Origin of the sequence: Metapseudomonas otitidis (assembly GCF_011397855.1) — a bacterium.
Classification (GTDB): domain Bacteria; phylum Pseudomonadota; class Gammaproteobacteria; order Pseudomonadales; family Pseudomonadaceae; genus Metapseudomonas; species Metapseudomonas otitidis.
Window position 1 is genome coordinate 4,664,051 of the sequence record NZ_AP022642.1, and the last position, 23,702, is coordinate 4,687,752.

23 protein-coding genes and 1 tRNA gene are annotated in these 23,702 nt (G+C 67.9%); 15 read left to right on the forward strand and 9 right to left on the reverse strand.

Annotated elements, in window-relative coordinates; genetic code table 11:
* Nucleotides 1-717: a response regulator transcription factor gene (locus tag PotMrB4_RS21540; RefSeq protein ID WP_044414216.1), complete on the reverse strand. Its 717-nt coding sequence runs from the start codon at nucleotides 715-717 to the stop codon at nucleotides 1-3.
* 119 nt (nucleotides 718-836) lie between these two features.
* Between PotMrB4_RS21540 and PotMrB4_RS21545 the strand changes: the two genes are divergently transcribed.
* The 4 genes from PotMrB4_RS21545 to PotMrB4_RS21560 all read left to right on the forward strand — a co-directional run bounded on the left by PotMrB4_RS21545 (nucleotide 837) and on the right by PotMrB4_RS21560 (nucleotide 5,558).
* On the forward strand, nucleotides 837-3,584 hold the full coding sequence (locus tag PotMrB4_RS21545) for a response regulator (RefSeq protein WP_107328262.1): 2,748 nt from the start codon (nucleotides 837-839) through the stop codon (nucleotides 3,582-3,584).
* Between the two features lie 67 nt (nucleotides 3,585-3,651).
* Complete coding sequence (locus PotMrB4_RS21550) at nucleotides 3,652-4,635, forward strand: 2-hydroxyacid dehydrogenase (RefSeq protein ID WP_044414222.1); 984 nt, start codon at nucleotides 3,652-3,654, stop codon at nucleotides 4,633-4,635.
* Nucleotides 4,636-4,719: 84 nt separating this feature from the next.
* Nucleotides 4,720-5,154: a hypothetical protein gene (locus PotMrB4_RS21555; protein ID WP_044414224.1), complete on the forward strand. Its 435-nt coding sequence runs from the start codon at nucleotides 4,720-4,722 to the stop codon at nucleotides 5,152-5,154.
* Nucleotides 5,154-5,558 (forward strand): META domain-containing protein, encoded by a 405-nt coding sequence (locus PotMrB4_RS21560; RefSeq protein WP_074971912.1) that lies wholly within the window; start codon nucleotides 5,154-5,156, stop codon nucleotides 5,556-5,558. Before PotMrB4_RS21555 ends, PotMrB4_RS21560 begins: the two co-directional genes overlap by 1 nt.
* A gap of 7 nt (nucleotides 5,559-5,565) precedes the next feature.
* Here PotMrB4_RS21560 and dinB read toward each other — a convergent pair whose 3' ends face one another.
* Nucleotides 5,566-6,621 carry a DNA polymerase IV gene (gene dinB, locus PotMrB4_RS21565; RefSeq protein WP_172434437.1) on the reverse strand — a complete coding sequence of 352 codons (1,056 nt, stop codon included), beginning with the start codon at nucleotides 6,619-6,621 and terminating at the stop codon, nucleotides 5,566-5,568.
* Between the two features lie 115 nt (nucleotides 6,622-6,736).
* Complete coding sequence (locus PotMrB4_RS21570) at nucleotides 6,737-7,213, reverse strand: hypothetical protein (protein WP_172434438.1); 477 nt, start codon at nucleotides 7,211-7,213, stop codon at nucleotides 6,737-6,739.
* Between the two features lie 455 nt (nucleotides 7,214-7,668).
* Here PotMrB4_RS21570 and PotMrB4_RS21575 point away from each other — a divergent pair.
* The 4 genes from PotMrB4_RS21575 (at nucleotide 7,669) to PotMrB4_RS21590 (ending at nucleotide 12,487) form a co-directional block, all read left to right on the forward strand.
* Nucleotides 7,669-7,745 (forward strand) — tRNA-Met (locus PotMrB4_RS21575).
* Between the two features lie 150 nt (nucleotides 7,746-7,895).
* Nucleotides 7,896-10,547, forward strand: a complete 2,652-nt coding sequence (mprF, locus tag PotMrB4_RS21580) for a bifunctional lysylphosphatidylglycerol flippase/synthetase MprF (RefSeq protein WP_172434439.1) — start codon at nucleotides 7,896-7,898, stop codon at nucleotides 10,545-10,547.
* Between the two features lie 7 nt (nucleotides 10,548-10,554).
* Nucleotides 10,555-11,817, forward strand: a complete 1,263-nt coding sequence (locus PotMrB4_RS21585; RefSeq protein WP_172434440.1) for a virulence factor family protein — start codon at nucleotides 10,555-10,557, stop codon at nucleotides 11,815-11,817.
* 127 nt (nucleotides 11,818-11,944) lie between these two features.
* Nucleotides 11,945-12,487, forward strand: coding sequence for a cytochrome b (locus PotMrB4_RS21590; RefSeq protein ID WP_044414239.1), 543 nt, complete (start codon nucleotides 11,945-11,947; stop codon nucleotides 12,485-12,487).
* A 66-nt stretch (nucleotides 12,488-12,553) separates the two neighbouring features.
* Here PotMrB4_RS21590 and PotMrB4_RS21595 read toward each other — a convergent pair whose 3' ends face one another.
* Nucleotides 12,554-14,461: a potassium transporter Kup gene (locus tag PotMrB4_RS21595; protein ID WP_142015340.1), complete on the reverse strand. Its 1,908-nt coding sequence runs from the start codon at nucleotides 14,459-14,461 to the stop codon at nucleotides 12,554-12,556.
* Between the two features lie 244 nt (nucleotides 14,462-14,705).
* Here PotMrB4_RS21595 and rimO point away from each other — a divergent pair, with 244 nt between their 5' ends.
* From rimO to tsaA, 4 genes are all read left to right on the forward strand, one after another.
* Nucleotides 14,706-16,028: a 30S ribosomal protein S12 methylthiotransferase RimO gene (rimO, locus tag PotMrB4_RS21600; RefSeq protein ID WP_172434441.1), complete on the forward strand. Its 1,323-nt coding sequence runs from the start codon at nucleotides 14,706-14,708 to the stop codon at nucleotides 16,026-16,028.
* A gap of 162 nt (nucleotides 16,029-16,190) precedes the next feature.
* The gene (locus PotMrB4_RS21605; protein WP_074971918.1) at nucleotides 16,191-16,961 is read left to right on the forward strand and encodes an SDR family oxidoreductase; all 771 of its coding nucleotides are present in this window, start codon (nucleotides 16,191-16,193) and stop codon (nucleotides 16,959-16,961) included.
* 208 nt (nucleotides 16,962-17,169) lie between these two features.
* Nucleotides 17,170-17,376: a hypothetical protein gene (locus PotMrB4_RS21610; RefSeq protein WP_044414250.1), complete on the forward strand. Its 207-nt coding sequence runs from the start codon at nucleotides 17,170-17,172 to the stop codon at nucleotides 17,374-17,376.
* A 10-nt stretch (nucleotides 17,377-17,386) separates the two neighbouring features.
* Nucleotides 17,387-18,088 carry a tRNA (N6-threonylcarbamoyladenosine(37)-N6)-methyltransferase TrmO gene (gene tsaA, locus PotMrB4_RS21615; RefSeq protein ID WP_160480380.1) on the forward strand — a complete coding sequence of 234 codons (702 nt, stop codon included), beginning with the start codon at nucleotides 17,387-17,389 and terminating at the stop codon, nucleotides 18,086-18,088.
* A gap of 6 nt (nucleotides 18,089-18,094) precedes the next feature.
* On the opposite strand, the gene PotMrB4_RS21620 is transcribed toward tsaA, so the two are convergent.
* Complete coding sequence (locus PotMrB4_RS21620; protein WP_172434442.1) at nucleotides 18,095-18,397, reverse strand: putative quinol monooxygenase; 303 nt, start codon at nucleotides 18,395-18,397, stop codon at nucleotides 18,095-18,097.
* Nucleotides 18,398-18,457: 60 nt separating this feature from the next.
* Here PotMrB4_RS21620 and PotMrB4_RS21625 point away from each other — a divergent pair, with 60 nt between their 5' ends.
* A complete protein-coding gene (locus PotMrB4_RS21625; protein ID WP_172434443.1) occupies nucleotides 18,458-18,871 on the forward strand; it encodes a VOC family protein in 414 nt (137 codons plus the stop codon).
* A gap of 50 nt (nucleotides 18,872-18,921) precedes the next feature.
* On the opposite strand, the gene fpr is transcribed toward PotMrB4_RS21625, so the two are convergent.
* Complete coding sequence (fpr, locus tag PotMrB4_RS21630; protein WP_044414260.1) at nucleotides 18,922-19,701, reverse strand: ferredoxin-NADP reductase; 780 nt, start codon at nucleotides 19,699-19,701, stop codon at nucleotides 18,922-18,924.
* A gap of 125 nt (nucleotides 19,702-19,826) precedes the next feature.
* On the opposite strand from fpr, the gene PotMrB4_RS21635 reads away from it, so the two are divergent.
* Nucleotides 19,827-20,753, forward strand: coding sequence for a LysR family transcriptional regulator (locus PotMrB4_RS21635; RefSeq protein WP_044414263.1), 927 nt, complete (start codon nucleotides 19,827-19,829; stop codon nucleotides 20,751-20,753).
* Here PotMrB4_RS21635 and PotMrB4_RS21640 read toward each other — a convergent pair whose 3' ends face one another.
* Together PotMrB4_RS21640 and erdR are read right to left on the reverse strand one after the other, a co-directional pair.
* Nucleotides 20,754-21,119 carry a diacylglycerol kinase gene (locus tag PotMrB4_RS21640; protein WP_044414266.1) on the reverse strand — a complete coding sequence of 122 codons (366 nt, stop codon included), beginning with the start codon at nucleotides 21,117-21,119 and terminating at the stop codon, nucleotides 20,754-20,756. It lies immediately after the preceding gene.
* A 73-nt stretch (nucleotides 21,120-21,192) separates the two neighbouring features.
* Nucleotides 21,193-21,843, reverse strand: a complete 651-nt coding sequence (gene erdR / locus PotMrB4_RS21645) for a response regulator transcription factor ErdR (protein ID WP_044414269.1) — start codon at nucleotides 21,841-21,843, stop codon at nucleotides 21,193-21,195.
* Between the two features lie 165 nt (nucleotides 21,844-22,008).
* Here erdR and PotMrB4_RS21650 point away from each other — a divergent pair, with 165 nt between their 5' ends.
* Complete coding sequence (locus PotMrB4_RS21650; RefSeq protein ID WP_107328252.1) at nucleotides 22,009-22,893, forward strand: DMT family transporter; 885 nt, start codon at nucleotides 22,009-22,011, stop codon at nucleotides 22,891-22,893.
* On the opposite strand, the gene PotMrB4_RS21655 is transcribed toward PotMrB4_RS21650, so the two are convergent.
* Nucleotides 22,884-23,594 (reverse strand): tRNA-uridine aminocarboxypropyltransferase, encoded by a 711-nt coding sequence (locus PotMrB4_RS21655; protein WP_044414274.1) that lies wholly within the window; start codon nucleotides 23,592-23,594, stop codon nucleotides 22,884-22,886. The genes PotMrB4_RS21650 and PotMrB4_RS21655 overlap by 10 nt on opposite strands.
* Between the last annotated feature and the right edge of the window lie 108 nt (nucleotides 23,595-23,702).

The following is a 23,702-nucleotide window of genomic DNA, read 5'->3' on the forward strand; positions in this document are numbered from 1 at the left end:
TCAGGCGTCCTGCCGGGTGAACAGGTAGCCCTTGCCCCAGGCCGTTTCCACGCGGCCATTGGTGTAGCCAGCGGCAACAAGCTTGCGGCGGATGTGGCTGACGTGCATATCCAGGCTGCGGTCGTGCTGGGAATAGGCCCGGTGCAGCACCTGCTGATAAAGGAAGGCCTTGCTGAGCACCTCCTCGGCGTGGCGGACCAGGGTCTCCAGCAGGCGGTACTCGGTGCCGGTCAGCCCGGCCCAGTTGCCCTCGCAGGCGACATCGCCCTTGACGTCATCGAACTGCAGGCCCGGCTCCTCCAGCGCTGCGGCGGTGACCGCGCCCCGGCGCTCATAGGCCACCCGGCGCAACACCGCGTCGACGCGCACCTGCAGCTCCACCAGGCTGAAGGGCTTGGGCAGGTAGTCGTCGGCGCCCCGGCTGAAGCCGGCGATACGGTCCTGCTCGGCGCCCAGGGCGGACATCAGGATCACCGGCACGCCACGCTCCCGGCGCAGCTCGCCGAGCACCTCCAGGCCATTGCGCCCGGGCAGCAGGATGTCCAGCAGGATCAGGTCGAAGGGCTCGCGGCGGGCCAGCCCGAGGCCGACCTCGCCGTCGTGCTGCAGGACCACTTCGAAACCTCGGCGCCCGAGGTGGTCGGCCAGGTGGGCGGCCAGCACCGGGTCGTCCTCGATGGCCAGGATGCGGGCGGCCCCCGGCGAGCAATTGTTCATGACTTGCACCAGCGAATACGAAGCATTCTCCAAAGTGCGCGCATTCTGTCAAAACGGCAGGCAGATTCCCACCGGGCGAGTCGCTACACTTCGGGCACTTTCGTCTAAAGGATTCCGGCGTGTTCAAGGATCTCGGCATCAAGGGTCGCGTGCTGTTGCTGACCCTGCTCCCCACCAGCCTGTTGGCCATGGTGCTGGGCGGCTACTTCATCTGGGCCCAGCTTTCCGACATGCAGGCCCAGCTCTTGCAGCGCGGGCAGATGATCGCCGAGCAACTCGCGCCCCTGGCCGCCCCCGCCCTGGTACGCGGCGACGGCCTGCTGCTGGAACGCATCGCCGACAACGCCCTGGACCAGCCCGACGTGCGCGCGGTGAGCTTCCTCAGCCTCGACCGGGTTCGCCTGGCCCACGCCGGGCCGAGCATGCTCAACGGCAGCCCGGACAACGACGGCAGCCACACCAGCCAGATCAGCAACACCGATGCCACGCGCTTCATGCTGCCGGTGTTCGAGCGCCACCGGGTGCTCGCCGGCGACGCGCCACCCGGCGAAGGTGACAAGGTGCTGGGCTGGGTGGAACTGGAGATGTCCCACCACGGCACCCTGCTGCGCGGCTACCGCAGCCTGTTCGCCAGCCTGATGCTGATCACCGCCGGCCTGGCCGTCACCGCACTGCTGGCGCTGCGCATGAGCCACTCCATCAACGAACCGCTGCGGCGCATCAAGCAGGGCGTCGCGCTGCTAAAGGAAGGCCGCCTGGAAACCCGCCTGCCGCAACTGGGCAACCACGAGATGGACGAGCTGGCCGCCGGCATCAACCGCATGGCCGAGGCCCTGCAGAGCGCCCAGGAAGAGTTGCAGCACAACATCGACCAGGCCACCGAAGACGTGCGGCAGAACCTGGAGACCATCGAGATCCAGAACATCGAACTGGACCTGGCGCGCAAGGAGGCCCTGGAGGCCAGCCGCATCAAGTCCGAGTTCCTCGCCAACATGAGCCACGAGATCCGCACGCCGCTCAACGGCATCCTCGGTTTCACCAACCTGCTGCAGAAGAGCGAGCTGTCGCCGCGCCAGCAGGACTACCTGGGCACCATCGAGCAGTCCGCCGAGAGCCTGCTGGGGATCATCAACGAGATCCTCGACTTCTCGAAGATCGAGGCCGGCAAGCTGGTGCTGGAGAACATCCCCTTCAACCTGCGCGACCTGATCCAGGACACCCTGACCATCCTCGCCCCGGCCGCCCACGAGAAGCGCCTGGAGCTGGTCAGCCTGGTGTACCGCGACACCCCGGTGCACCTGATGGGCGACCCGCAGCGCCTCAAGCAGGTGCTGACCAACCTGGTGAGTAACGCCATCAAGTTCACCCGCGAGGGCACCATCGCCGTGCGGGCGATGCTCGAAGACGACAGCGAGCCGGACCTGGTGCAGCTGCGCATCAGCGTGCAGGACACCGGCATCGGCCTCTCCGACGAGGACCTGCGGGCGCTGTTCCAGGCCTTCACCCAGGCCGACAACTCGCTCTCGCGCCAGGCCGGCGGCACCGGCCTCGGGCTGGTCATCTCCAAGCGCCTGGTGGAACAGATGGGCGGCGAGATCGGCGTGGCCAGCACCCCGGGCGCGGGCTCGGAGTTCTGGATCAGCATCAGCCTGCCCAAGGCCCGCGACGATGCCGACGACCTGCCCAAGGCCACCCTGGCCGGGCGTCGTGCCATCGTCTTCGAGCCCCAGGAGCTGACCCGCCAGGCCCTGCGCCACCAGCTGGAGGACTGCGGCCTGGAAGTACTCGACGCGCCCAGCCTGGAGGCCCTGCTGGAGCAGGTCGCCGCCCAGCGCCAGGGGCCGCAGGCCATCGGCTTCGCCGTGCTGGCCGCGAGCACCGCGGAACTGCCGGCGGAGCGCCTCGCCCAGTACATCTGGGACCTGGAGCAACTGGGCTGCAAGAGCCTGGTGCTCTGCCCCACCACCGACCAGGCGCTGTACCACCCGGTGCTGCCCGACTCCCACAACCAGCTGCAGGCCAAGCCGGCCTGCACCCGCAAGCTGCACCGTGCCCTCAGCAGCCTGGTGGGGCCGCGCCCGGTCCGCGTGGAAGCGCCAATGCCGGTGGTGCAACGGGCACCGCGCATCCTCTGCGTGGACGACAACCCGGCCAACCTGCTGCTGGTGAAGACCCTGCTCGGCGACATGGGCGCCGAGGTGACGGCGGTGGACAGCGGTTACGGCGCCGTGGACGCGGTGCGCCAGCAGACCTTCGACCTGGTGCTGATGGACGTGCAGATGCCCGGCATGGACGGGCGCCAGGCCACGGAGGAAATCCGCCGCCTGGAGGCCAACCACGAGACCAGCCCGGTGCCCATCGTCGCCCTCACCGCCCACGCCCTGGCCAACGAGAAGCGCGCCCTGTTGCAGGGCGGCATGGACGACTACCTGACCAAACCCATCGGCGAGCGCCAACTGGCCCAGGTGGTGCTGAAGTGGACCGGCCTGGCGCTCCAGGGCCCGGTGGCGGAGCGCCCCGCCGAGCCCGCCGCGCCCCAGGAGGAGCCAGCGGTGCTGGACCCGGAGGAAGGCCTGCGCCTGGCCGCCGGCAAGGCCGACCTGGCCGCCGACATGCTGGGCATGCTGCTGGCCTCCCTGGACGCCGACCGCCAGGCCATCCGCCAGGCGCTGGAGGCGGATGATCGCGCCACGCTGCTGGAGCGGGTGCACCGCCTGCATGGCGCGACCCGCTACTGCGGCGTGCCCCAGCTGCGGGCCGCCTGCCAGCGCAGCGAGACCCTGCTGAAGAAGAACGACCCGGCCAGCCGCGAAGCCCTGGACGACCTGGACCGCGCCATCGAGCGCCTGGCGGCCGAGGCCCGCTGAGCTGACCTGGGGCAAGGCCCCGGCGGGAAGGGATTCCTAGACTCCGGGCACCTATAAAGGAGCGCCCATGCGAACCATCCTGTTCAGCACCCAGACCTACGACCGCGACAGCTTCCTGGCCTGTTCGTCCGACCTCGACCTGCACTTCCAGCCCGCCCGCCTGACCCTGGACACCGCCGCCCTGGCCCAGGGCCACGCGGTGGTCTGTGCCTTCATCAACGACGACCTTTCCGCCCCGGTGCTGGAGTGCCTGGCCGAGGGCGGCACCCAGCTGATCGCCCTGCGCTCGGCCGGCTACAACCACGTCGACCTGCACGCCGCCCAGCAGCTGGGGCTCACGGTGGTGCGGGTGCCGGCCTACTCGCCCCACGCCGTCGCCGAGCATGCGGTGGCGCTGGTCCTGGCCTTGAACCGGCGCCTGCACCGCGCCTACAACCGCACCCGCGAGGGCGATTTCAGCCTCCACGGGCTGACCGGCTTCGACCTCGTGGGCAAGCGCGTCGGGGTGGTGGGCACCGGGCAGATCGGCGAGGTGTTCGCCCGCATCATGGCCGGCTTCGGCTGCGCCCTGCTGGCCTACGACCCGTATCCCAACCCGGCGGTGGAAGCCCTGGGCGGGCGCTACGTGCCCCTGGACGAGCTGCTGGCCGAGAGCGACATCGTCAGCCTGCACTGCCCGCTGAACGACGGCACCCGCTACCTGGTCAACAGCCACAGCCTGCAGCGCATGAAGCGCGGCGCCATGCTGATCAACACCGGGCGCGGCGCGCTGGTGGAAACGCCAGCGCTGATCGAGGCGCTGAAGAGCGGCCAACTGGGCTACCTCGGCCTGGATGTCTATGAAGAGGAGGCCAACCTGTTCTTCGAGGACCGCTCCGACTTGCCGCTGCAGGACGATGTGCTGGCCCGGCTGCTGACCTTCCCCAACGTGATCGTCACCGCCCACCAGGCCTTCCTCACCCGCGAGGCCCTGGCCGCCATCGCCCGCACCACCCTGGACAACATCAGCGCCTGGGCCAGCGGCGCGCCGGTGAACCGGGTCGAGGCCTGAGCCTTTGCGAAGGCGCCTGACGCGCCTTCGCAATCCGATGAAGACGCCTAGTCTGTTAGCATGCGCGTCGATTCCGGAGGACCCATGGCCGAACACGATTTCCGCTACACCCTGCTCAACCCCGCCCACACCCTCAATGAATGCCGCGCCCTCGCGCCGGGCCGCTACCAGGTCACCGGGGTCGGTGGCTCGGTGAAGGATGGCGACACCCTGCTGGTCACCCTGCGCGGCAGCCGCGAGCTGTCCATGCGCCTGGAGGTGGAGAAGGTCCGCCACCTGATCAACCCGCCTGGCCAGTGGCTGGCCGTGGCCAAGGGTCCGGCGTTCAAGGAGCTGTCGATCCTGCAGTGGAAGGTCGACTGCGACGCCTGCGGCAAGCGCCTGGACTTCGAATTCGCCGTGGACGCCAGCCTGGGCAAGCCCGCCGAGACGCCCGCCGCCGAGGCGCGCATCGCCGAGCTGGGCTGGGCCAAGCGTGACGGCCGCCACCTCTGCCCCACCTGCCAGGAGACCGTGTGATGAAACGACTCGCCCTGCCGCTGGCCCTGGTCGGCGCCACCCTCGCCGGCTGCGCCACCGAAGGCCCCACCCTGGAAACCGAGCGCACCTACCAGGTGGAGTGGATCGGTGAGCGCCCGCTGATCGACCGCAGCCACCTGACGCTGACCCTGGGCCACGATGGCCGCGCCTACGGCAATGCCGGCTGCAACCACTGGTTCGCCTCCTACACCCTGGAGGGCGAGCGCCTGAGCTTCGGCCCGGTGGGCAGCACCCGCAAGGCCTGTGCCCCAGCCCTGATGGAACAGGAACAGCGCTTCCTGGACTTCCTCCCCAACGTGCAGCGCTGGGACTTCTCGGCCACCGAGCAACTGCGCCTGTGGCCGGCCGAAGGCAAGGCCCTGCGCCTCTGGCCGGAGCGCTGAGTCGGCGTCAGAACAGGCTGAGCTGTTCGGCGGCGCCGCGCAGGTCCTGCAGGCGCACGCCGATGCCGATCAGCCGCACCGGGCGCTCGCCCCGCGCGAAGGCGGCGCCCAGCAGCAACCGATAGCTGTCCAGGTCCCGCCCGGCCCCCGCCTGCTCCAGGGTGGTCTGGGTGAAGTCGAGGAACTTCAGCTTCACGAACGGCTTGTCCGGCCGGTAGCTGGCATCCAGCCGCGCCAGGCGCCGTTCCAGCTCCTCATGCAGTGCCGGCAGACGTTCCAGGCAGGCCGCCAGGTCCGGCAGGTCATGGTCGTAGGTGTTCTCCACGCTCAATGACTGGCGCCGGCTGTCCACCTGCACCGGGCGCTCGTCGTGCCCACGCGCCAGGTTGTAGAGGCGCTCGCCGAAGCTGCCGAATTCGCGCGCCAGTGCCGTCAGGCTCCATTCCCGCAGGTCCGAGCAGAGGTGCACACCGAGGCGCCCGAGCTTGTCGGCCGTGACCTTGCCCACCCCATGCAGCTTCGCCACCGGCAGCTCGGCGACGAACGCCTCCACCTGGTCGGGGGTGATGACGAACAGGCCATCGGGCTTGCGCCAGTCGCTGGCGATCTTGGAGAGGAACTTGTTCGGCGCCACACCGGCGGAGACGGTGATGCGCAGCTCCTGCCAGACCCGCCGGCGGATGTCCTGGGCGATACGGGTGGCGCTGCCGCTGAAGTGCGGGCTGTCGGTGACGTCGAGGTAGGCCTCGTCCAGGGACAGCGGCTCGATGCGCTCGGTGTAGTCCCGGAGGATGCCGTGGATGGCCTTCGAGGCTTCGCGGTAGGCCTCGAAGCGCGGCTTGACGATCAGCAGGTCCGGGCACAGCTTCAGCGCGTGGCGCGAGGACATCGCCGAGCGCACGCCATAGGCCCGCGCCTCGTAGTTGCAGGTGGCGATCACCCCGCGTCGATCCGCCGAGCCGCCAACGGCCAGCGGCCGCCCCACGAGGCTGGGGTCGTCACGCATCTCGATGGAGGCGTAGAAGCAGTCGCAATCGATGTGGATGATCTTCCGCTGGCTCATGGAGGCGGCACGGGTCACGGCTGCGCAGGCGGGGCGCACGTCTATATGAAGGGAGGCGGATTCTAGCGGATTCGCGGCAAGGCGGCCCGGCCGCGTGAGGGCCGGGCCGGCGGGGTCAGGCAGGGCAGGCAGCCAGCGCGCGCTGGTAATGGGCGGGCCAGTCCCGGCGAGCCGCCTCGTCGACGGCCCAGTGGCGCTGGTAGCAGGCCCAGGTGCCGGCCTCATCGCCGAGCGACGGCAGGCCGGCCGGGTCGCTCCATAACAGCAGGCGCGCCAGGGCAGCGGCGAGCACATCGTCATGCTCCAGCGCGCTGTAGACCCGCTCGGCAATCGGCGGCACCTGCCGGGCATCGCACACCGCCACGGCCAGGTCGCGGGTCTGCGCAGCCCGCAGCACGCCACCGACCATCACCCCGTCGGGCAAGGCCCGCCAGTAACCCCGGCCCGGGCCACGGGCATCCCGCCGGGTCTGGAAGCCACTGGCGGCCAGGCCGCTGGCCAGCAGCAGCACCTGCGCCTCGCGCCCGGACAGGGATTCGGGCAGCAGGGCCAATGCAGGGTGCAGGATGGTGCGACGGATCGCATCGAGCATGAGGAGTCCTCCGGAACGATTACGCAGTCGGGCTGGGCAAGAACCGCCAACCCTGACGAAAAAAGCCCCACTCAAGGAATGGGGCTCGCCGGGAGAGGCGACGGCCGTACCGGGTACGACCGCCCGGCCAGTATCCCCACCGCCGGACGCGCATCAACGCTCGGATCGCCAATCAGAAATCTCCTACCCTTTTCTGACAACTTTCCCAGCCAGCCTCCCGCTAGCCTGCTCGGGTGCCTGGTAATGGAAGGACCGGCACCCTCGAGGCCGGTCCCTACCCCGTACCGGCCTCGAGGTCTTTCCTACCCCCTTGAGTAAACAATTCTCCCAGCTGCAGGCCATGTACCACGGGGGATGGAGCCGTTTCGACGCGCTAAGTTTCTGATGAAAAACCACTTTTTCAGAAATCAGTTGTTGACAGGGCCAGATTAATCGCTAGAATGCCGACCCACAGACGCGGGATGGAGCAGTCTGGTAGCTCGTCGGGCTCATAACCCGAAGGTCGTTGGTTCAAATCCAGCTCCCGCAACCAAACAAAGAAAGGCCACTCAAACGAGTGGCCTTTTCTTTTGTGGGGTGTTTTCCTCTACCGCCAGGAGCGCCAGGGAAAAATTGCACGCCGGGGCTTGGAACTTGAACGTCCAGCCCACATCCTGTGGCGCAAATTTCCATGAGGTGCTCGATGCGCGCCAGCCCCGCTACACCCGACGAATCCGCCCTGCCTGATGACGAGCAACCGGTCGACGCCAACCAGTTGCGCTGGCTCGACCGCCTGAGTGCCTACCGGCAACCCCTGGGGCTGGCCTTTACCCTCCTTCTCTTCACCATCGGCCTGGTGGCCTGCTGGCACCTGCTGCGCGAACTCGACCCCAACGCCCTGCGCGGTGCCCTGCACGACGTGCCGGTGAGCAGCCTGCTGGCGGCCGTCGGCGCCACGGCGGTGAGCTTCATGGCCCTGGTGGGCTACGAGTGGTCCGGCCTGCGCTTCGCCGGCGTGCGCATCCCACTGCCACGCATGGCCCTGGGCAGCTTCTGTGCCTCGGCCATCGGCAATGCCATCGGCCTCTCGGTGGTCACCGGCGGCTCGGTGCGCTACCGCCTCTATAGCCGCGACAACGTCAGTGCGCCCGATATCGCCCGGGTCACGGTATTCGCCAGCCTGGCGCTGGGCTCAGCCCTGCCGCCGCTGGCAGCCGTTGCCGCGCTGAGCAACCTGGACGCGGCCTCCCAAGCGCTGCGCTTGCCGCCCTCGATGGTGGCGCTGATCGCCGGCGCCGTACTCGGCCTCACCCTGCTGGCGGTGTTCTGGTTCTCGCGCCTGCGCGAGCCCGAAGCCCCGGTGCCCGGCTGCATCAGCGTGCGCCTGCTGGGCCGTGGGGTACGCCTGCCCGGCCTGGGCCTGTCGGGCCTGCAATTGCTGATCACCCTGGTGGACGTCTGCGCAGCCGCCAGCGTGCTCTACCTGCTGCTGCCGGAGGCCCCGCCCTTGGGCGCCTTCATGCTGGTGTACCTGCTGGCCCTGGCGGCCGGCGTACTCAGCCACGTGCCCGGTGGCGTCGGCGTGTTCGAAGCGGTGCTGCTGGCCGCCTTCGCCGGCCAGCTCGGTGCAGCACCGCTGGCCGCTGCGCTGCTGCTCTATCGCCTCATTTATGTGGGGCTGCCGCTGGTGGTCGCCTGCATGCTGCTGCTGGTGAACGAAGCCCAGCGCTTCCTGCCGGCTGGCCGCCAGGCCATGCGCAGCGCCTCGGGCCTTGCGGCGCCGGTGCTGTCGTTGATGGTGTTCCTCTCCGGTGTGGTGCTGCTGTTCTCCGGCGCCACCCCGGCCATCGACACCCGCCTGGACGACCTCAGCTTCCTCATCCCCCACCGCCTGATCGACGCCTCGCACCTGGCCGCGAGCCTGGTGGGCGTGCTCTGCCTGCTGCTCGCCCACGGGCTGCGCCGGCGGCTGTCGGCAGCCTGGGCACTGACCCTGGTGCTGCTGGTGACCGGCGCGGTGCTGTCGATGCTCAAGGGCGTGGACTGGGAGGAAGCCACCCTGCTGCTGCTGACCGCCTCGCTGCTGGCGATGTTCCGCAGCGCCTTCTACCGCCCCAGCCGTCTGCTGGAGGTGCCGTTCTCCCCGGTCAACCTCGGTGCCGCCGCCTGCGTGCTGGCCGCGTCGATCTGGCTGATGTTCTTCGCCTACCAGGACGTGCCCTATAGCCGCGAGCTGTTCTGGCAGTTCGCCGTGGACGCCGACGCGCCGCGCACCCTGCGCGCCGCCCTGGCCAGCGGCCTGCTGCTGGCCGGCCTAGGCCTGGTGTGGCTGCTGCGTCCGGTGCCGCTGGTGATCCACGAACCCACCGAGGAAGAGCTGCTGAAGGCCGCGCGCATCGTCCGTGGCTCCGCCCAGCCCGATGGCGGCCTGGTGCTGACCGGCGACAAGGCCCTGCTGTTCCACCCGGAGGAAGACGCCTTCCTGATGTTCGCCCGCCGTGGCCGCAGCCTGGTGGCGCTGTTCGACCCCATCGGCAAGGCCAACCACCGCGCCGAGCTGATCTGGCAGTTCCGCGACCTGTGCGACGTGCACCACGCCCGCCCGGTCTTCTATCAGGTACGCGCGGAGAACCTGCCCTACTACATGGACATCGGCCTCAGCGCCCTGAAGCTCGGCGAGGAGGCCCGCGTGGACCTGCGCCGCTTCGACCTGGACGCCAAGAACAAGGCCATGAAGGACCTGCGCTACACCCTCAGCCGGGGCCAGCGCGACGGCCTGTCCCTGGCCTTCCACGAAGCGGGCGAAGCGCCCATCGAGGCGCTGCGGGAAATCTCCGATGCCTGGATGCAGGGCAAGAACGTGCGCGAGAAAGGCTTCTCCCTGGGCCGCTTCGACCCGGACTACCTGAAGTACTTCCGCATCGCCGTGGTGTCCTTCGAAGGCCGCCCCATGGCCTTCGCCAACCTGCTGGAGACCGACAGCCAGGAACTGGCCAGCCTGGATCTGATGCGGGTGCACCCGGAAGCGCCGAAGCTGACCATGGAATTCCTCATGCTCAACCTGCTGCTGCACTTCAAGGAGCGGGGCGTGGAGCGCTTCAGCCTCGGCATGGTGCCGCTGGCCGGCCTGCAACCCCGTCGCGGCGCGCCGCTGACCCAGCGCCTGGGCGCACTGGTGTTCCGCCGTGGCGAGCAGTTCTACAACTTCCAGGGGCTGCGCCGCTTCAAGGATAAGTTCCAGCCGGACTGGGAGCCCCGCTACATGGCCGTACCGCCGGGCCTTGACCCCCTGGTGGCACTGGCCGACACCGCAGCCCTGATCGCGGGCGGCTTCACTGGACTGGTCAAACGCTGAGGGACCCATGCTCAAACGCCACTGGCACCGCCTGCTGATCATCTTCCTCGTGCTCGTGGTGGGCACCGCCTTGCTGCTGTGGGGCCGCCCCTCGCCGCAAGCCCGGGTGGAACAACGCACCCTGGCCGACGGCAGCCGCGCCACCATCGCCCTGCCCCCGGGCGAGACCCGTGCCCGCGTGCTGCTGGTGGTGGACGCCAAGCAACAGCTGAACGAGGCTCAGTTGCTGACCCTGGCCCAGGACGGCGGCGCACGCCTCGTCCAGCTGCAACTGCCGGCTGACAACTGCGATGCCCAGCAGCACCTGCTGGGCCTGGCACGCACCGTGCTGGAAGGCGACCCGACCCTGGTGGCCGGCATCGGGCCGGGTGCAGCCTTCGCCTGGCGCTGGCTGGCCGGCCAGGGCAACGACCAGGCCCGCGCCCTGTCCATCGACTTCAGCCTCGACCAGCCCGACTGCAGCGCCCCGCTGCCCAAGGCGGCGCCCCACGGCCACTGGACCATCGCCTGGAACGACAACCCGGACGACCCCAGCGCGGCCTTCGCCCGTGACCAGGCCAACGCCGATACCGGCATCAGCGACTACGACACCAGCCTGCCCGAGCTGCTCAACGAGCGCCTGCGCAGCCTGCTGGAAGGCGGCGGCAGCCAGATACCGGTGGTGGAAGTGCCGGCGGACCATCCCTCCGACACCGTCACCCTGTTCTATTCCGGCGACGGCGGCTGGCGCGACCTGGACCGCGCCGTGGCCGAAGAGATGGCCAAGCTCGATCAATCCGTGGTCGGCATCGACGCGCTGCGCTATTTCTGGCAGCACAAGAGCCCCGAGCAGGGCGCAGCCGACCTCAGCCGCCTGATGAAGCGCTACCGCGAGCAATGGGGTGCCAAGCGCTTCGTGCTGGCGGGCTACTCCTTCGGCGCCGACGTGTTGCCGGCCTTCTACAACCGCCTGCCCAAGGCCGACCAGCAGCAGGTGGACGCCATCCTGCTGCTGGCCCTGGCCCGCAGCGGCAGCTTCGAGATCGAGGTGCAGGGCTGGCTGGGCAAGGCCGGCCAGGAAGCGGCTACCGGCCCGGAACTGGCCAAGCTGCCGCCGGAGAAGGTGCTTTGCGTGTACGGCAAGGACGAAGCCAAGGACAGCGGCTGCACCCAGCCCGGCGCCATCGGCGAAGTGCTGGGCCTGCCCGGCGGCCACCACTACGACGAAAACTACCCGGCCCTGGCCGAGCGCCTGGTCAAGGCCATCGCCAAGCGCCAGGCCAAGCCCTGACCCCTCCGCCGCCCCGCCCAGGGGCGGCGAATCCCCCGTTCTTTGACCTGCTTCATTTTCACTTAAGGCCCAGCCGCTAAGCTGAGGACAAGCCCGCCACCACGATGCGGGACAACAAGGAGCCGTGATGACCACCCAGACCTCCCGCTACGGGAAACTTTCCATCGCCATGCACTGGCTGATGCTGCTGCTGATCGCCGCCGTCTACGCCACCATCGAGCTGAAGGGCAACTTCCCCAAAGGCAGCGAGACCCGCGAACTGCTCAAGCAATGGCACTTCATGCTGGGCCTTTCGGTATTCGCCCTGGTGTTCGTGCGCATCGCCGCACGCTTCCTCTCGCCCACCCCGCCGATCACCCCCAACCCGCCGGCCTGGCAGAACGCCCTGGCGAAGCTGATGCACCTGGCGCTGTACGGCCTGATGCTGGGCCTGCCGTTCGCCGGCTGGCTGATCCTCAGCGCCGCCGGCAAGCCGATCCCTTTCTTCGGCCTGGAACTGCCGCCGCTGATCGGCAAGAACCCCGACCTCGCCGGGCAGATCAAGGAGGTGCACGAGACCGTGGCCGTTCTCGGTTACTGGCTGATCGGCCTGCACGCGGTGGCCGCGCTGTTCCACCACTTCATCAGCAAGGACGACACCGTGCGGCGCATGCTGCCCGGCCGCGGCTGATCGTCACCCCATGAAAAAGCCCGGGCCATGCCCGGGCTTTTTCGTTGTGGCGAACCTGGTCGCCGGCTAGATCTCCACCTGGGTACCCAGCTCGATCACCCGGTTCAGCGGCAGGTTGAAGTAGCGCAGGTTGCCGTTGGCATTCTTCAGCAGGAAGGCGAACAGCGCCTCGCGCCACAGCGCCATGCCGATCAGCTTGGAGGGGATCACCGTCTCGCGGCTGAGGAAGTAGGTGGTGCGCATCGGGCTGAAGTCCAGGTCGTTGAGGTGGCACAGCTTGAGCGCCTGGGGAATGTCCGGGTCTTCGATGAAGCCGAAATGCAGCAGCACCCGGAAGAAGCCCTCGCCATAGGCGTCCACCTCGAAGCGCCGCTCCGGCGCCACGCGCGGGCTGTCTTCGTTGACCACCGTGAGCAGCACCACCTGCTCGTGCAGCACCTGGTTGTGCAGCAGGTTGTGCAGCAGCGCATGGGGCACCGCATCGGAGCGCGCGGTGAGGAACACCGCTGTGCCCTGCACGCGGTGCGGCGGCTGCGAGCGGATGCTGGCGATGAACAGCGGCAGCGGCAGCGAACCCTCGTCAAGGCGCTCCACCAGCAGTTGGCGGCCGCGCTTCCAGGTGGTCATCAGGATGAACAGCGCGATGCCAGCGATCACCGGGAAGGCACCGCCCTCGATGACCTTGGGCAGGTTGGCGGCGAAGAACAGGCTGTCCACCAGCAGCATCATCAGGAAGAACGGAATGGCCATCCACATCGGCCATTTCCACAGCAGCCAGATCACCACGCCCATCAGCAGCGTGGTCATCAGCATGGTGCCGGTCACCGCCACGCCGTAGGCCGAGGCCAGGGCCGCAGAAGACTCGAAGCCCAGCACCAGCAGCACCACGCCCACCATCAGCGCCCAGTTCACGGCGGCGATGTAGATCTGCCCCTGCTCCTGGCTGGATGTGTGCTGGATGAACATGCGCGGCACGTAGCCCAGCTGGATGGCCTGGCGGGTCAGGGAGAAGGCACCGGAGATCACCGCCTGGGAGGCGATGACGGTGGCGGCCGTGGACAGCGCCACCATCGGCAGCAGCGCCCAGCCGGGCGCCGTCAGGTAGAAGGGGTTACGCGCGGCTTCCGGGTTGACCAGGATGGTCGCGCCCTGGCCGAAGTAGTTCAGCACCAGCGCCGGCAGCACCAGGGCGAACCAGGCCCGAGCGATGGGCTTGCGGCCGAAGTGGCCCATGTCGGCGTAGAGCGCCTCGGCACCGGTCAGCGCCAGCACCGTAGCGCCGAGGATGGCCACGCCGATGCCCGGGTGGGAGATGAAGAAATTCACCGCCCAGGCCGGGTTCATCGCCTTGAGCACTTCCGGCTGCTGGGCGACGCCGTAGATGCCCAGGGCGGTCAGCGCCAGGAACCAGGCCACCATCACCGGGCCGAAGAGGATGCCGATGCGCGCCGTACCGTGCTTCTGGATCAGGAACAGGCCCACCAGCACCACCAGCGACAGCGGCACCACCCAGTGCTCCAGGCCGTCGAAGGCGATCTCCAGGCCCTCGATGGCCGAGAGCACCGAGATGGCCGGGGTGATCATGCTGTCGCCATAGAACAGCGCGGCGCCGATCAGGCCGGCCGCCACCACCATGGCCTGCAGGCGGCGGCGCCCGGTGGCAGCACGACGGGCCAGCGCCGAAAGCGCCATGACGCCGCCCTCGCCTTCGTTGTCGGCCCGCAGGACGAAGATCACGTACTTGATGGAGACCACCCAGATCAGCGACCAGAAGATCAGCGACAGCACGCCGAGCACGCCATCGTGGTTGGCCTGCACGCCATAGCCGCCGATGAAGACTTCCTTGAGGGTGTACAGCGGGCTGGTGCCGATATCGCCGTAGCACACCCCGACGGCGCCGACCATCAGGCCGACGGCGGAGCTCGAGTGGGGGTGTTGTTCCTGCTCAGCGGTCCCGGTGCTTGCATCGGACATGTAACAAAATCCCTCAGACAAAATTCGGCGCATCCTGCTCTCACACCAATCGGGTTGCAAGAGCCGGTCATTTTCATTCCCGCTGACTATAGGCCGTATTCCCCGGGACGCCCGCTGGCAGGGCCTGGGCATGCACCTGCGACGACTTGCCTCGGAGAGGCTGTTCAAGTGTGTAGGCCGCCGCTAGAATTGCGCACTTTTTGATCAGAGGCGCCCCCAAGGTGCCCTTCCGAGGTTAGCCCCCATGTCCACCGCAACACCCAAAGTCGGATTCATCTCCCTCGGCTGCCCCAAGGCGACCGTCGACTCCGAGCGCATCCTTACCCAGCTGCGCATGGAGGGTTACGAGATCGTTCCGACCTACCAGGACGCCGACGTCGTGGTGGTCAACACCTGCGGGTTCATCGACAGCGCCAAGGCCGAATCCCTGGACGCCATCGGTGAGGCGCTCTCGGAGAACGGCAAGGTGATCGTCACCGGCTGCATGGGCGTGGCCGAGGACAGCATCCGTGACGTGCACCCGAGCGTGCTGGCCGTGACCGGCCCGCAGCAGTACGAGCAGGTGGTCAACGCCGTGCACGAAGTGGTGCCGCCGAAGACCGAGCACAACCCGCTTATCGACCTGGTTCCGCCCCAGGGCATCAAGCTGACTCCGCGCCACTACGCCTACCTGAAGATTTCCGAGGGCTGCAACCACAGCTGCAGCTTCTGCATCATCCCCTCCATGCGCGGCAAGCTGGTCAGCCGCCCGGTGGGCGACGTGCTCTCCGAGGCTGAGCGCCTGGTGAAGGCCGGCGTGAAGGAACTGCTGGTGATCTCCCAGGACACCAGCGCCTACGGCGTGGACCTCAAGTACAAGCTGGACTTCTGGAACGGCCAGCCGGTGAAGACCCGCATGCTGGAGCTGTGCGAGGCGCTCTCGGCCATGGGCGTGTGGGTGCGCCTGCACTACGTGTACCCGTACCCGAACGTGGATGACGTGATCCCGCTGATGGCCGCCGGCAAGCTGCTGCCCTACCTGGACATCCCCTTCCAGCACGCCAGCCCGAACGTGCTCAAGGCCATGAAGCGCCCGGCCTTCGAGGACAAGACCCTGGCCCGCATCAAGAAGTGGCGCGAAATCTGCCCCGAGCTGACCATCCGCTCCACCTTCATCGTCGGCTTCCCCGGCGAGACCGAAGAGGACTTCCAGTACCTGCTGAACTGGCTGACCGAAGCCCAGCTGGACCGCGTCGGCTGCTTCCAGTACTCCCCGGTGGACGGCGCCCCGGCCAACGACCTGGGCCTGGAGCCGGTGCCGGACGACATCAAGCAGGACCGCTGGGACCGCTTCATGGCGCACCAGCAGGCCATCTCTGCTGCCCGCCTGCAGCGCAAGATCGGCCAGGAGATGGACGTGCTGGTGGACGAGGTGGACCACGAAGGCGCCGTGGCCCGTTCCTGGGCCGATGCCCCGGAGATCGACGGCAGCGTGTTCATCGACAACCCCAACCTGAAGCCGGGCGAGAAGGTCCGCGTGCGGGTGGTGGACGCCGACGAGTACGACCTGTGGGCCGAATGCATCTGATCCCCGCGATCGGCTGACGAACGCCGCGACGCCCCCAGGGCTCGCGGCGTTTTCGTTTCCATGGGGGCTGGAATGGCCGTGCATTCCCCGTCTCGATGATGGCTTTGCCGCCGCCCGCCAGCGGCTAGGGTAAGGCCCTCACCCACTGACGAGGCTCACCCCATGGAGAAGTACTTCAGCCTGAAAGGCCGCACGGCCCTGGTCACCGGCGGCACCCGCGGCATCGGCCGGATGATCGCCCAGGGCCTGCTGGAAGCCGGCGCCCGCGTATTCATCTGCGCCCGCAACGCCGAGGCGTGCGCGGAAGCCGCCACCGAACTCTCGGCCTTCGGCGAATGCGTCGGGCTGGCGGCGGACCTCTCCAGCGAAGAAGGCGCGCGTGCCCTGGCCGAAACCCTGGGCGGGCAGGTCGGGCAGCTGGACATCCTCGTCAACAACGCCGGCACCACCTGGGGCGCGCCGCTGGAAAGCTACCCGGTCAAGGGCTGGGAGAAAGTCATGCAGCTCAACGTGACGGCCGTCTTCAGCTGCATCCAGCAGTTGCTGCCGCTGCTGCGCAAGGCCGGCACTGCGGCCAGCCCGGCGCGGGTCATCAACATCGGCTCGGTGGCGGGGATCACCGCCATGGGCGAGCAGGCCTACGCCTACGGCCCCAGCAAGGCCGCCCTGCACCAGCTGTCGCGCATGCTGGCCCATGAGCTGGTGAAGGAACACATCAACGTCAACGTCATCGCCCCCGGCCGCTTCCCGAGCAAGATGACCCGTTTCATCGCCCAGGACGACGATGCCCTGGCGGCGGACGTTGCCCTCATCCCCATGCAGCGCTGGGGCCGCGAAGAGGAGATGAGCGCCCTGGCCATCGCCCTGGCCGGTACCGCCGGGGCCTACATGACCGGGGCCATCATCCCCATCGACGGCGGCTTCCACCTCTGAGGCCCGAGCCGGGCGCTGCGCACCTGCACGCGCCCACGGCTTGCAGCTGGCGAAGGCCGGCGCAGGCAGGAAGGCGAAGCACGAAAAAAAGCCTGGTCCAGGTGGAGTAAATGGGCCACTTGAGGGCGCCTTCAGCGCTGCAGCGGCGGCGTGGCCAGTGTTTCAACAACCTGCTAGGGTAGCCGCGCATTCTTCCCGGAACCCCACCATGCGTGCCCTGCTGCTGTGCCTCGCCCTGCTCCCTGCCCTACCGGCCCTTGCCGCGCCGGCGCCGTTCTATGTCTGGCAGAGCACGCTGGACGGCCGCTTCACCTGCGCCCAGGTGCAACCCGGCGAGGGCTGGGTGCGCCACAGCGGCCCCTACCGCGACGCCGGGTGCCGGGTGCCCCAGGGCGCACCGATCCGCAGCCGCTGAGTCACACGCCATGCAGCATCTGGTTTCCCCGGTCGGCATCCTGCGGTCCTGCTTCAAGGAAAAATTCGCCATTCCCCGCCAACCCCAACTCGCCCCGGCCGCCCGTGGCGTGCTGGAGCTGCTGCCACCCTTCGATGGCGGCGAGGCGGTGGCCGGTCTGGAGCAGGTGAGCCATGTATGGCTGCTGTTCCTCTTCCATCAGGCGCTGGAGGACACACCGCGCCTGAAGGTGCGCCCGCCCCGCCTGGGCGGCAACCAGACCCTGGGGGTCTTCGCCAGCCGCGCCACACACCGCCCCAACGGCATCGGCCAGTCGGTGGTGAAGCTGGACAAGGTGGAGGCCGGCCGGCTCTGGCTGTCGGGCATCGACCTGCTGGACGGCACGCCGGTGCTCGACATCAAGCCCTACGTGCCCTACGCCGATTGCCAGCTGGAGGCACGCAACGGCATCGCTGCGGCCCCGCCGGAACTGATTCCGGTGGAGTGGACGCCCGAAGCCCTGGCCCAGGCGCGGCTAGAAGGCGAGCGCCTGGGTGAGCCGCTGGTGGCGCTGGTAGAGCAGTGCCTGGCCCAGGACCCCCGCCCGGCCTACCAGAAGCCCCAACCGGAGCGCCGCTACGGCGCGCGCCTGTGGGACGTGGACGTGCGCTGGCACTACCCCGAGGCTGGCCGCATCCGCGTGCTGGAGATCGCACGCGGAGCGGACGCCTGAGGCGACTCAGCGAAAGGGGTTGAGGGCCAGCGCGTCGGCCTCGATGCAGTCCTGCCGGAGAATCAGCGGCTCCACCAGCGGCCGGCTCGCCAGGAAGTGCGGCGTCTGCATGTGGGCCTCGAACGCCGCTTCGTCGGTGTACACCTCGTACAGCCACACCCGATCCGGATCACTGCGGTCACGCAGCACGTCGAACACCAGGCAACCCGGTTCATCCCGCACGGAGGCGGCGGCATTGATGCGCATCGCTTCCATGAAGGCCTCCAGGCTTCCGGGTTTCAGTTGGGTCTTGAGCAGCAGGCAGTACATGGGTGAGTCCTTTTTGTCTTATATTCTCGAAAAATTGTATACAAAAAGGAGTGCCACCACATGTCCAACCGCCCTGCCCGGCTCAACGGCATGCGCCACATCGCCCTGCTGGTTACGGATCTCGAGGCGTGCGAGCGCTTCTACGTCGATGTCCTGGGCATGGAGGTGCTGCACCGTGCCCACGAGGACCTGGTCTACCTCACCTGCGGCAACGACAACCTGTCCCTGGGGCGCGCCACGGTGCCGAGCCACGGCGCGCAGGCGGTGGACCATTTCGGTTTCGTGGTGGACAGCCTGGAAGACCTGGAGGCCTGGTACCGCTACCTGAAGGACCAGGGCGTCACGCTGCTGGACCGCCCCTTCGCCCATGGCGACGGCACCCACAGCTTCCACCTGCTGGACCCGGCCGGGAACAAGGTCCAGCCGATCTACCACCCTGCCCTGTCCGGCCAGCGCTTCAGCCTGCCGGGCTGAAACGAAAAAGCCCGCCGGATGGCGGGCTTCTCGTCAGACGCGGCGCGGGATCACTTCTCGACGAAGGCGCGCTCGATCAGGTAGTCACCCGGCTCACGCATGCGCGGCGATACCTTCAGGCCGAAGCTGTCGAGCACCTGGCTGGTCTCGTCGAGCATGCTCGGGCTGCCGCAGATCATGGCGCGGTCGTCCTGCGGGTTGATCGGCGGCAGGCCGATGTCGCGGAACAGCTTGCCACTGCGCATCAGGTCGGTCAGGCGGCCCTGGTTCTCGAAGGGCTCGCGGGTGACGGTGGGGTAGTAGATCAGCTTCTCTTTCACCGCCTCGCCGAAGAACTCGTTCTGCGGCAGGTGCTCGGTGATGAACTCGCGGTAGGCCACTTCGTTCACGTAGCGCACGCCGTGCACGAGGATGACCTTCTCGAAGCGCTCGTAGGTCTCCGGGTCCTGGATCACGCTCATGAAGGGCGCGAGGCCGGTGCCGGTGCTCAGCAGGTAGAGGTGCTTGCCCGGGTTCAGGTCATCGAGGACCAGGGTGCCGGTGGGCTTCTTGCTGATGATGATCTCGTCGCCTTCCTTCAGGTGCTGCAGCTGGGAGGTCAGCGGGCCGTCCGGCACCTTGATGCTGAAGAACTCCAGGTGCTCCTCCCAGTTCGGGCTGGCGATGGAATAGGCGCGCATGAGCGGACGGCCGTTGGGCTGCTGCAGGCCGATCATGACGAACTGGCCGTTCTCGAAGCGCAGGCCCGGGTCGCGGGTGCACTTGAAGCTGAACAGCGTGTCGTTCCAGTGATGAACGCTGAGGACGCGCTCGGAGTTGAAGTTGCTCATGTTTCCGGAAGCTCCGAAGAGGGAATGTCGCCAGCGCCGCTTGGGCGCAATTGCGCGGCATTGTAGTGATCGCCACAATATCTGTTAACTGGATTATCAAGATATAGGTTATCGGTTATATCGATATGCGTTTCACACTCCGTCAATTGCAGGTTTTCGTCAGCGTCGCCCAGCAAGGCAGCGTCTCTCGCGCAGCCGAATCGCTGTCCCTTTCACAATCGGCGGCCAGCACCTCGCTGACCGAGCTGGAGCGGCAGTCTGGCTGCCAGTTGTTCGACCGTGTCGGCAAGCGCCTCAGCCTCAATGCGCTGGGCCACCAGTTGCTGCCCCAGGCGGTCGCCCTGCTGGATCAGGCCCGGGAGATCGAGGACCTGCTCAACGGCAAGAGCGGCTTCGGTTCGCTGGCGGTAGGCGCCACCCTGACGGTGGGCAACTACCTGGCGACCCTGCTGATCGGCAGCTTCATGCAGCGCCACCCGGAGTGCCAGGTGAGCCTGCACGTGCAGAACACGGCGAATATCGTCCAGCAGATCGCCCACTACGAACTTGATCTGGGTCTAATCGAAGGCGATTGCCAGCACCCGGACATCGAGGTCCTGCCCTGGGTGGAGGACGAACTGGTGGTGTTCTGCGCCCCCGGCCATCGCCTGGCCCAGCAGCAGCCGGTGAGCCTGGACGAGCTGTGCCGGGAGGCGTGGATCCTCCGCGAGCAGGGCTCCGGCACCCGCCTGACCTTCGACCAGGCCATGCGTCATCATCCGGTGCCGCTGAACATCCGCCTGGAGCTGGAGCACACCGAAGCGATCAAGCGCGCGGTGGAGTCGGGGCTGGGCATCAGCTGCATCTCGCGCCTGGCGCTGCGCGATGCCTTCCGCCGGGGCAGCCTGGTGCCGCTGGAAACCCCGGGGATCGACCTGCGTCGACAGTTCTATTTCATCTGGCACCGGCAGAAGTACCAGACGGCGGCCATGCGCGAGTTCCTCGAACAGTGCCGCGAACTCACGGTGGGGGTACGGCGCAGCGACGAGATCGTGCTGCCCGAGATTCCCTGATCAGCCCAGCAGGATGGTGGCCCAGACCGAACCGATCAGCGTCAGGGCGACGAACTGGGCGGCGCTGCCCATGTCCTTGGCGTTCTTGGACAGCGGGTGGCGGTCCAGGGAGATGCGGTCGATGGCCGCCTCCACCGCCGAGTTGAGCAGCTCGACGATCAGGGCCAGCAGGCACACGCCGATCATCAGCGCCCGCTCGCCGCGGCTGACATCGAAGAAGAACGCCACCGGAATCAGCACGACGTTGAGCAGCACCAGCTGGCGGAACGCGGCTTCACCGGTGAAGGCGGCACGCAGGCCATCGAAGGAATAGCCGGCGGCGTTGAGGATACGTTTGAGGCCGGTCTGGCCTTTGAATGGCGACATGGGAAGGCTGGCTGTTTGAAAGGAGCGCGCAGCCTAGCGCGGCGCGTCTCAAATTTGCGTGAAAAGGCCGGCGTCAGGCCGGCGGAATCGATTCCATCTGTTGCAGCAGCAAGGCGGCCTGGGTACGGGTCCGCACGCCGAGCTTGCGGAAGATGGCGGTGACGTGGGCCTTCACCGTGGCCTCGGACACATTCAGCTCGAAGGCGATCTGCTTGTTCAGCAGGCCTTCGCAGACCATGGTCAGCACGCGGAACTGCTGGGGCGTTAGGCTGGCCAGGCCGGCACTGGCGGCACGGGCCTCGTCGGACACGACCACCGCCTCGTCTGCTTGCGGCGGCCACCAGGCATCGCCATCGAGCACGGCACGCACGGCCGACTGGATGACCTCGAGCGGGCTGGACTTGGGAATGAAGCCGCTGGCACCGAACTCCCGCGCCCGCACCACGACCGATGCCTCCTCCTGGGCGGAGATCATCACCACCGGGATCTGCGGGTACTGGCCGCGCAACAGCACCAGGCCGGAGAAGCCGTAGGCGCCGGGCATGTTCAGGTCCAGCAGGACCAGGTCCCAGTCACTCTTCTGCGCCAGGCGCTCCTCGAGTTCGGCAATGCTGGCCACTTCCACCAGACTCACATCCTGGCCCAGTCCCAGGGTCAGGGCCTGGTGCAGGGCGCTGCGAAACAGCGGGTGATCGTCGGCGATGAGGATGTCGTAAGCGGCCATCGAGGGGTCCTTTTCTGGCGGGCCCCACCGCCCTGGCGGCGATTGGAGGGCCCTGGCGGCTAATGGGCGGCCGTGGAGCGGCGCCCAGCATGCCGACCCTCGGCGGGGTGGTCAAGCGGCCATCTTTGCGTCAGAGTCTTGGCCTTTTGACTGCCGAGAAGTCCCATGCGAAGCCAAGCCCTGCGCGCCGACATCCTGATGCTGATCACCGCCGCCATCTGGGGCGCTGCGTTCGTGGCACAACGGCTCGGCATGGATGCCATCGGCCCCTTCCTCTATACCGGCCTGCGCTTCGCACTCGGTGCCCTGGTGCTGCTGCCGCTGCTCTACCTGCTGCCACGTGGCGAACACCATGAGCCGATGAACCGGGGCCTGCTGCTGGGCGGCGTGCTGATGGGGCTGGCCCTGTCCCTGGGCATCAACCTGCAGCAGGTGGGCCTGCTGTTCACCAGCGTGACCAACTCCGGCTTCATCACCGGCCTGTACGTGATCATCGTGCCGCTGCTGGGGCTGTTGCTGGGCCATCGCACCGGCATGGGCACCTGGATCGGCGCGCTGCTGGCGGTGGGCGGCATGTTCCTGCTCAGCGTCGGCGACAACTTCCAGGTGGCGCGTGGCGACTGGCTGCAACTGGCGGGTGCGGTGGTCTGGGGCGTGCACGTGCTGCTGGTGGGGTTCTTTGCCAGCCGCCACGACCCGGTGCGACTGGCCATCCTGCAGTTCATCACCTGCGCGGTGATCAGCCTGGCCCTGGCCCTGGTGCTGGAAGACATCCGCCTGGACGCCATCGTCTCGGCCGGTCCGGCCATCCTCTATGGCGGGGTGATCGCCGTGGCCATCGGCTACACCCTGCAGGTGGTGGCGCAGAAGCACGCGATTGCCTCCCACGCGGCCATCATCCTGTCCCTGGAGGCGGTGTTCGCCGCCATCGCCGGCGCCCTCATGCTCAGCGAGTCCCTGCATGCGCGGGGCTACTTGGGCTGTGCACTGATGTTCGTCGGCATGCTGGTGGCGCAGCTCTGGCCGCAGCGCCACGAGGCTCAGAGGTAAGGACGCAGCGCCTGGTGCGCCGGGCTCTCCAGGTCCAGCGGCAGGGCGTGCTTGGCACCCAGGTAACGCTCGGTGAACAGGTCAAGGTACGCATCCAGCGCGCCGGCGGCCTGTGAGTCACCGCCCAGCTCCAGACACAGCGCGGCCACCTCGGCCGTGCACAGGTGCTCGTCACGCTTGGAGCGGCGCAGGCGGTAGCGGGAGATCTGTTCCGGGCGCAGGCTCAGCACCGGGAAACGGTCCAGGTACGGGCTCTTGCGGAACATCTTGCGAGCCTCCGTCCAGGTCGCATCCAGCAGGATGAACAGCGGTCGCTTGCCTGGCTCGACCGCCACCTCCTCCACCACCCGCTCCGGCTCGGCGTATTCCCCCGGGAACACCACGTACGGCTGCCACTGGGGATCATTCAGCAGGGCCTCGGCTGCCGGGTCGAGGGCGATCCGCGACCATTCGAAGGCGGCGGTATCGGCCACCACGTCGGCGATCAGCCAGCCGGTGTTGCTCGGTTTGAGCGGCTCCGAGTAGTACATGAACAGGCACATCCCGGCGTTGGCCGGCACCTGCGGACGCTGGTCGCAGAAGCAGTAGGCGGGAATCACCCGGCAACGCGGACAGCGGGGGGCGCGGGAGCCGCGGGCAACGAACGGGCGGGTGGCGCGGGCCAGGCATTCGGCGCGCAAGCGGAAGACGGCGTGGGTCATGGAAGGCGGGAAACCAGGGCTGTGCGGAAACGGCGCGCAGTGTACCCCCGCCCGGTCATCGATGGGCAGCGGGACGGACGAGCCGTTGCCCATTGCCCATCGCCCCAC

What these genes read in the sequence shown, in the direction of transcription:
- PotMrB4_RS21540 (WP_044414216.1), bottom strand. Translation starts at nt 717, where the DNA reads ATGAACAATTGCTCGCCGGGGGCCGCCCGCATCCTGGCCATCGAGGAC.
- PotMrB4_RS21550 (WP_044414222.1), top strand. Translation starts at nt 3,652, where the DNA reads ATGCGAACCATCCTGTTCAGCACCCAGACCTACGACCGCGACAGCTTC.
- PotMrB4_RS21555 (WP_044414224.1), top strand. Translation starts at nt 4,720, where the DNA reads ATGGCCGAACACGATTTCCGCTACACCCTGCTCAACCCCGCCCACACC.
- PotMrB4_RS21560 (WP_074971912.1), top strand. Translation starts at nt 5,154, where the DNA reads ATGAAACGACTCGCCCTGCCGCTGGCCCTGGTCGGCGCCACCCTCGCC.
- dinB (WP_172434437.1), bottom strand. Translation starts at nt 6,621, where the DNA reads ATGAGCCAGCGGAAGATCATCCACATCGATTGCGACTGCTTCTACGCC.
- PotMrB4_RS21570 (WP_172434438.1), bottom strand. Translation starts at nt 7,213, where the DNA reads ATGCTCGATGCGATCCGTCGCACCATCCTGCACCCTGCATTGGCCCTG.
- mprF (WP_172434439.1), top strand. Translation starts at nt 7,896, where the DNA reads ATGCGCGCCAGCCCCGCTACACCCGACGAATCCGCCCTGCCTGATGAC.
- PotMrB4_RS21585 (WP_172434440.1), top strand. Translation starts at nt 10,555, where the DNA reads ATGCTCAAACGCCACTGGCACCGCCTGCTGATCATCTTCCTCGTGCTC.
- PotMrB4_RS21590 (WP_044414239.1), top strand. Translation starts at nt 11,945, where the DNA reads ATGACCACCCAGACCTCCCGCTACGGGAAACTTTCCATCGCCATGCAC.
- PotMrB4_RS21595 (WP_142015340.1), bottom strand. Translation starts at nt 14,461, where the DNA reads ATGTCCGATGCAAGCACCGGGACCGCTGAGCAGGAACAACACCCCCAC.
- rimO (WP_172434441.1), top strand. Translation starts at nt 14,706, where the DNA reads ATGTCCACCGCAACACCCAAAGTCGGATTCATCTCCCTCGGCTGCCCC.
- PotMrB4_RS21605 (WP_074971918.1), top strand. Translation starts at nt 16,191, where the DNA reads ATGGAGAAGTACTTCAGCCTGAAAGGCCGCACGGCCCTGGTCACCGGC.
- PotMrB4_RS21610 (WP_044414250.1), top strand. Translation starts at nt 17,170, where the DNA reads ATGCGTGCCCTGCTGCTGTGCCTCGCCCTGCTCCCTGCCCTACCGGCC.
- tsaA (WP_160480380.1), top strand. Translation starts at nt 17,387, where the DNA reads ATGCAGCATCTGGTTTCCCCGGTCGGCATCCTGCGGTCCTGCTTCAAG.
- PotMrB4_RS21620 (WP_172434442.1), bottom strand. Translation starts at nt 18,397, where the DNA reads ATGTACTGCCTGCTGCTCAAGACCCAACTGAAACCCGGAAGCCTGGAG.
- PotMrB4_RS21625 (WP_172434443.1), top strand. Translation starts at nt 18,458, where the DNA reads ATGTCCAACCGCCCTGCCCGGCTCAACGGCATGCGCCACATCGCCCTG.
- fpr (WP_044414260.1), bottom strand. Translation starts at nt 19,701, where the DNA reads ATGAGCAACTTCAACTCCGAGCGCGTCCTCAGCGTTCATCACTGGAAC.
- PotMrB4_RS21635 (WP_044414263.1), top strand. Translation starts at nt 19,827, where the DNA reads ATGCGTTTCACACTCCGTCAATTGCAGGTTTTCGTCAGCGTCGCCCAG.
- PotMrB4_RS21640 (WP_044414266.1), bottom strand. Translation starts at nt 21,119, where the DNA reads ATGTCGCCATTCAAAGGCCAGACCGGCCTCAAACGTATCCTCAACGCC.
- erdR (WP_044414269.1), bottom strand. Translation starts at nt 21,843, where the DNA reads ATGGCCGCTTACGACATCCTCATCGCCGACGATCACCCGCTGTTTCGC.
- PotMrB4_RS21650 (WP_107328252.1), top strand. Translation starts at nt 22,009, where the DNA reads ATGCGAAGCCAAGCCCTGCGCGCCGACATCCTGATGCTGATCACCGCC.
- PotMrB4_RS21655 (WP_044414274.1), bottom strand. Translation starts at nt 23,594, where the DNA reads ATGACCCACGCCGTCTTCCGCTTGCGCGCCGAATGCCTGGCCCGCGCC.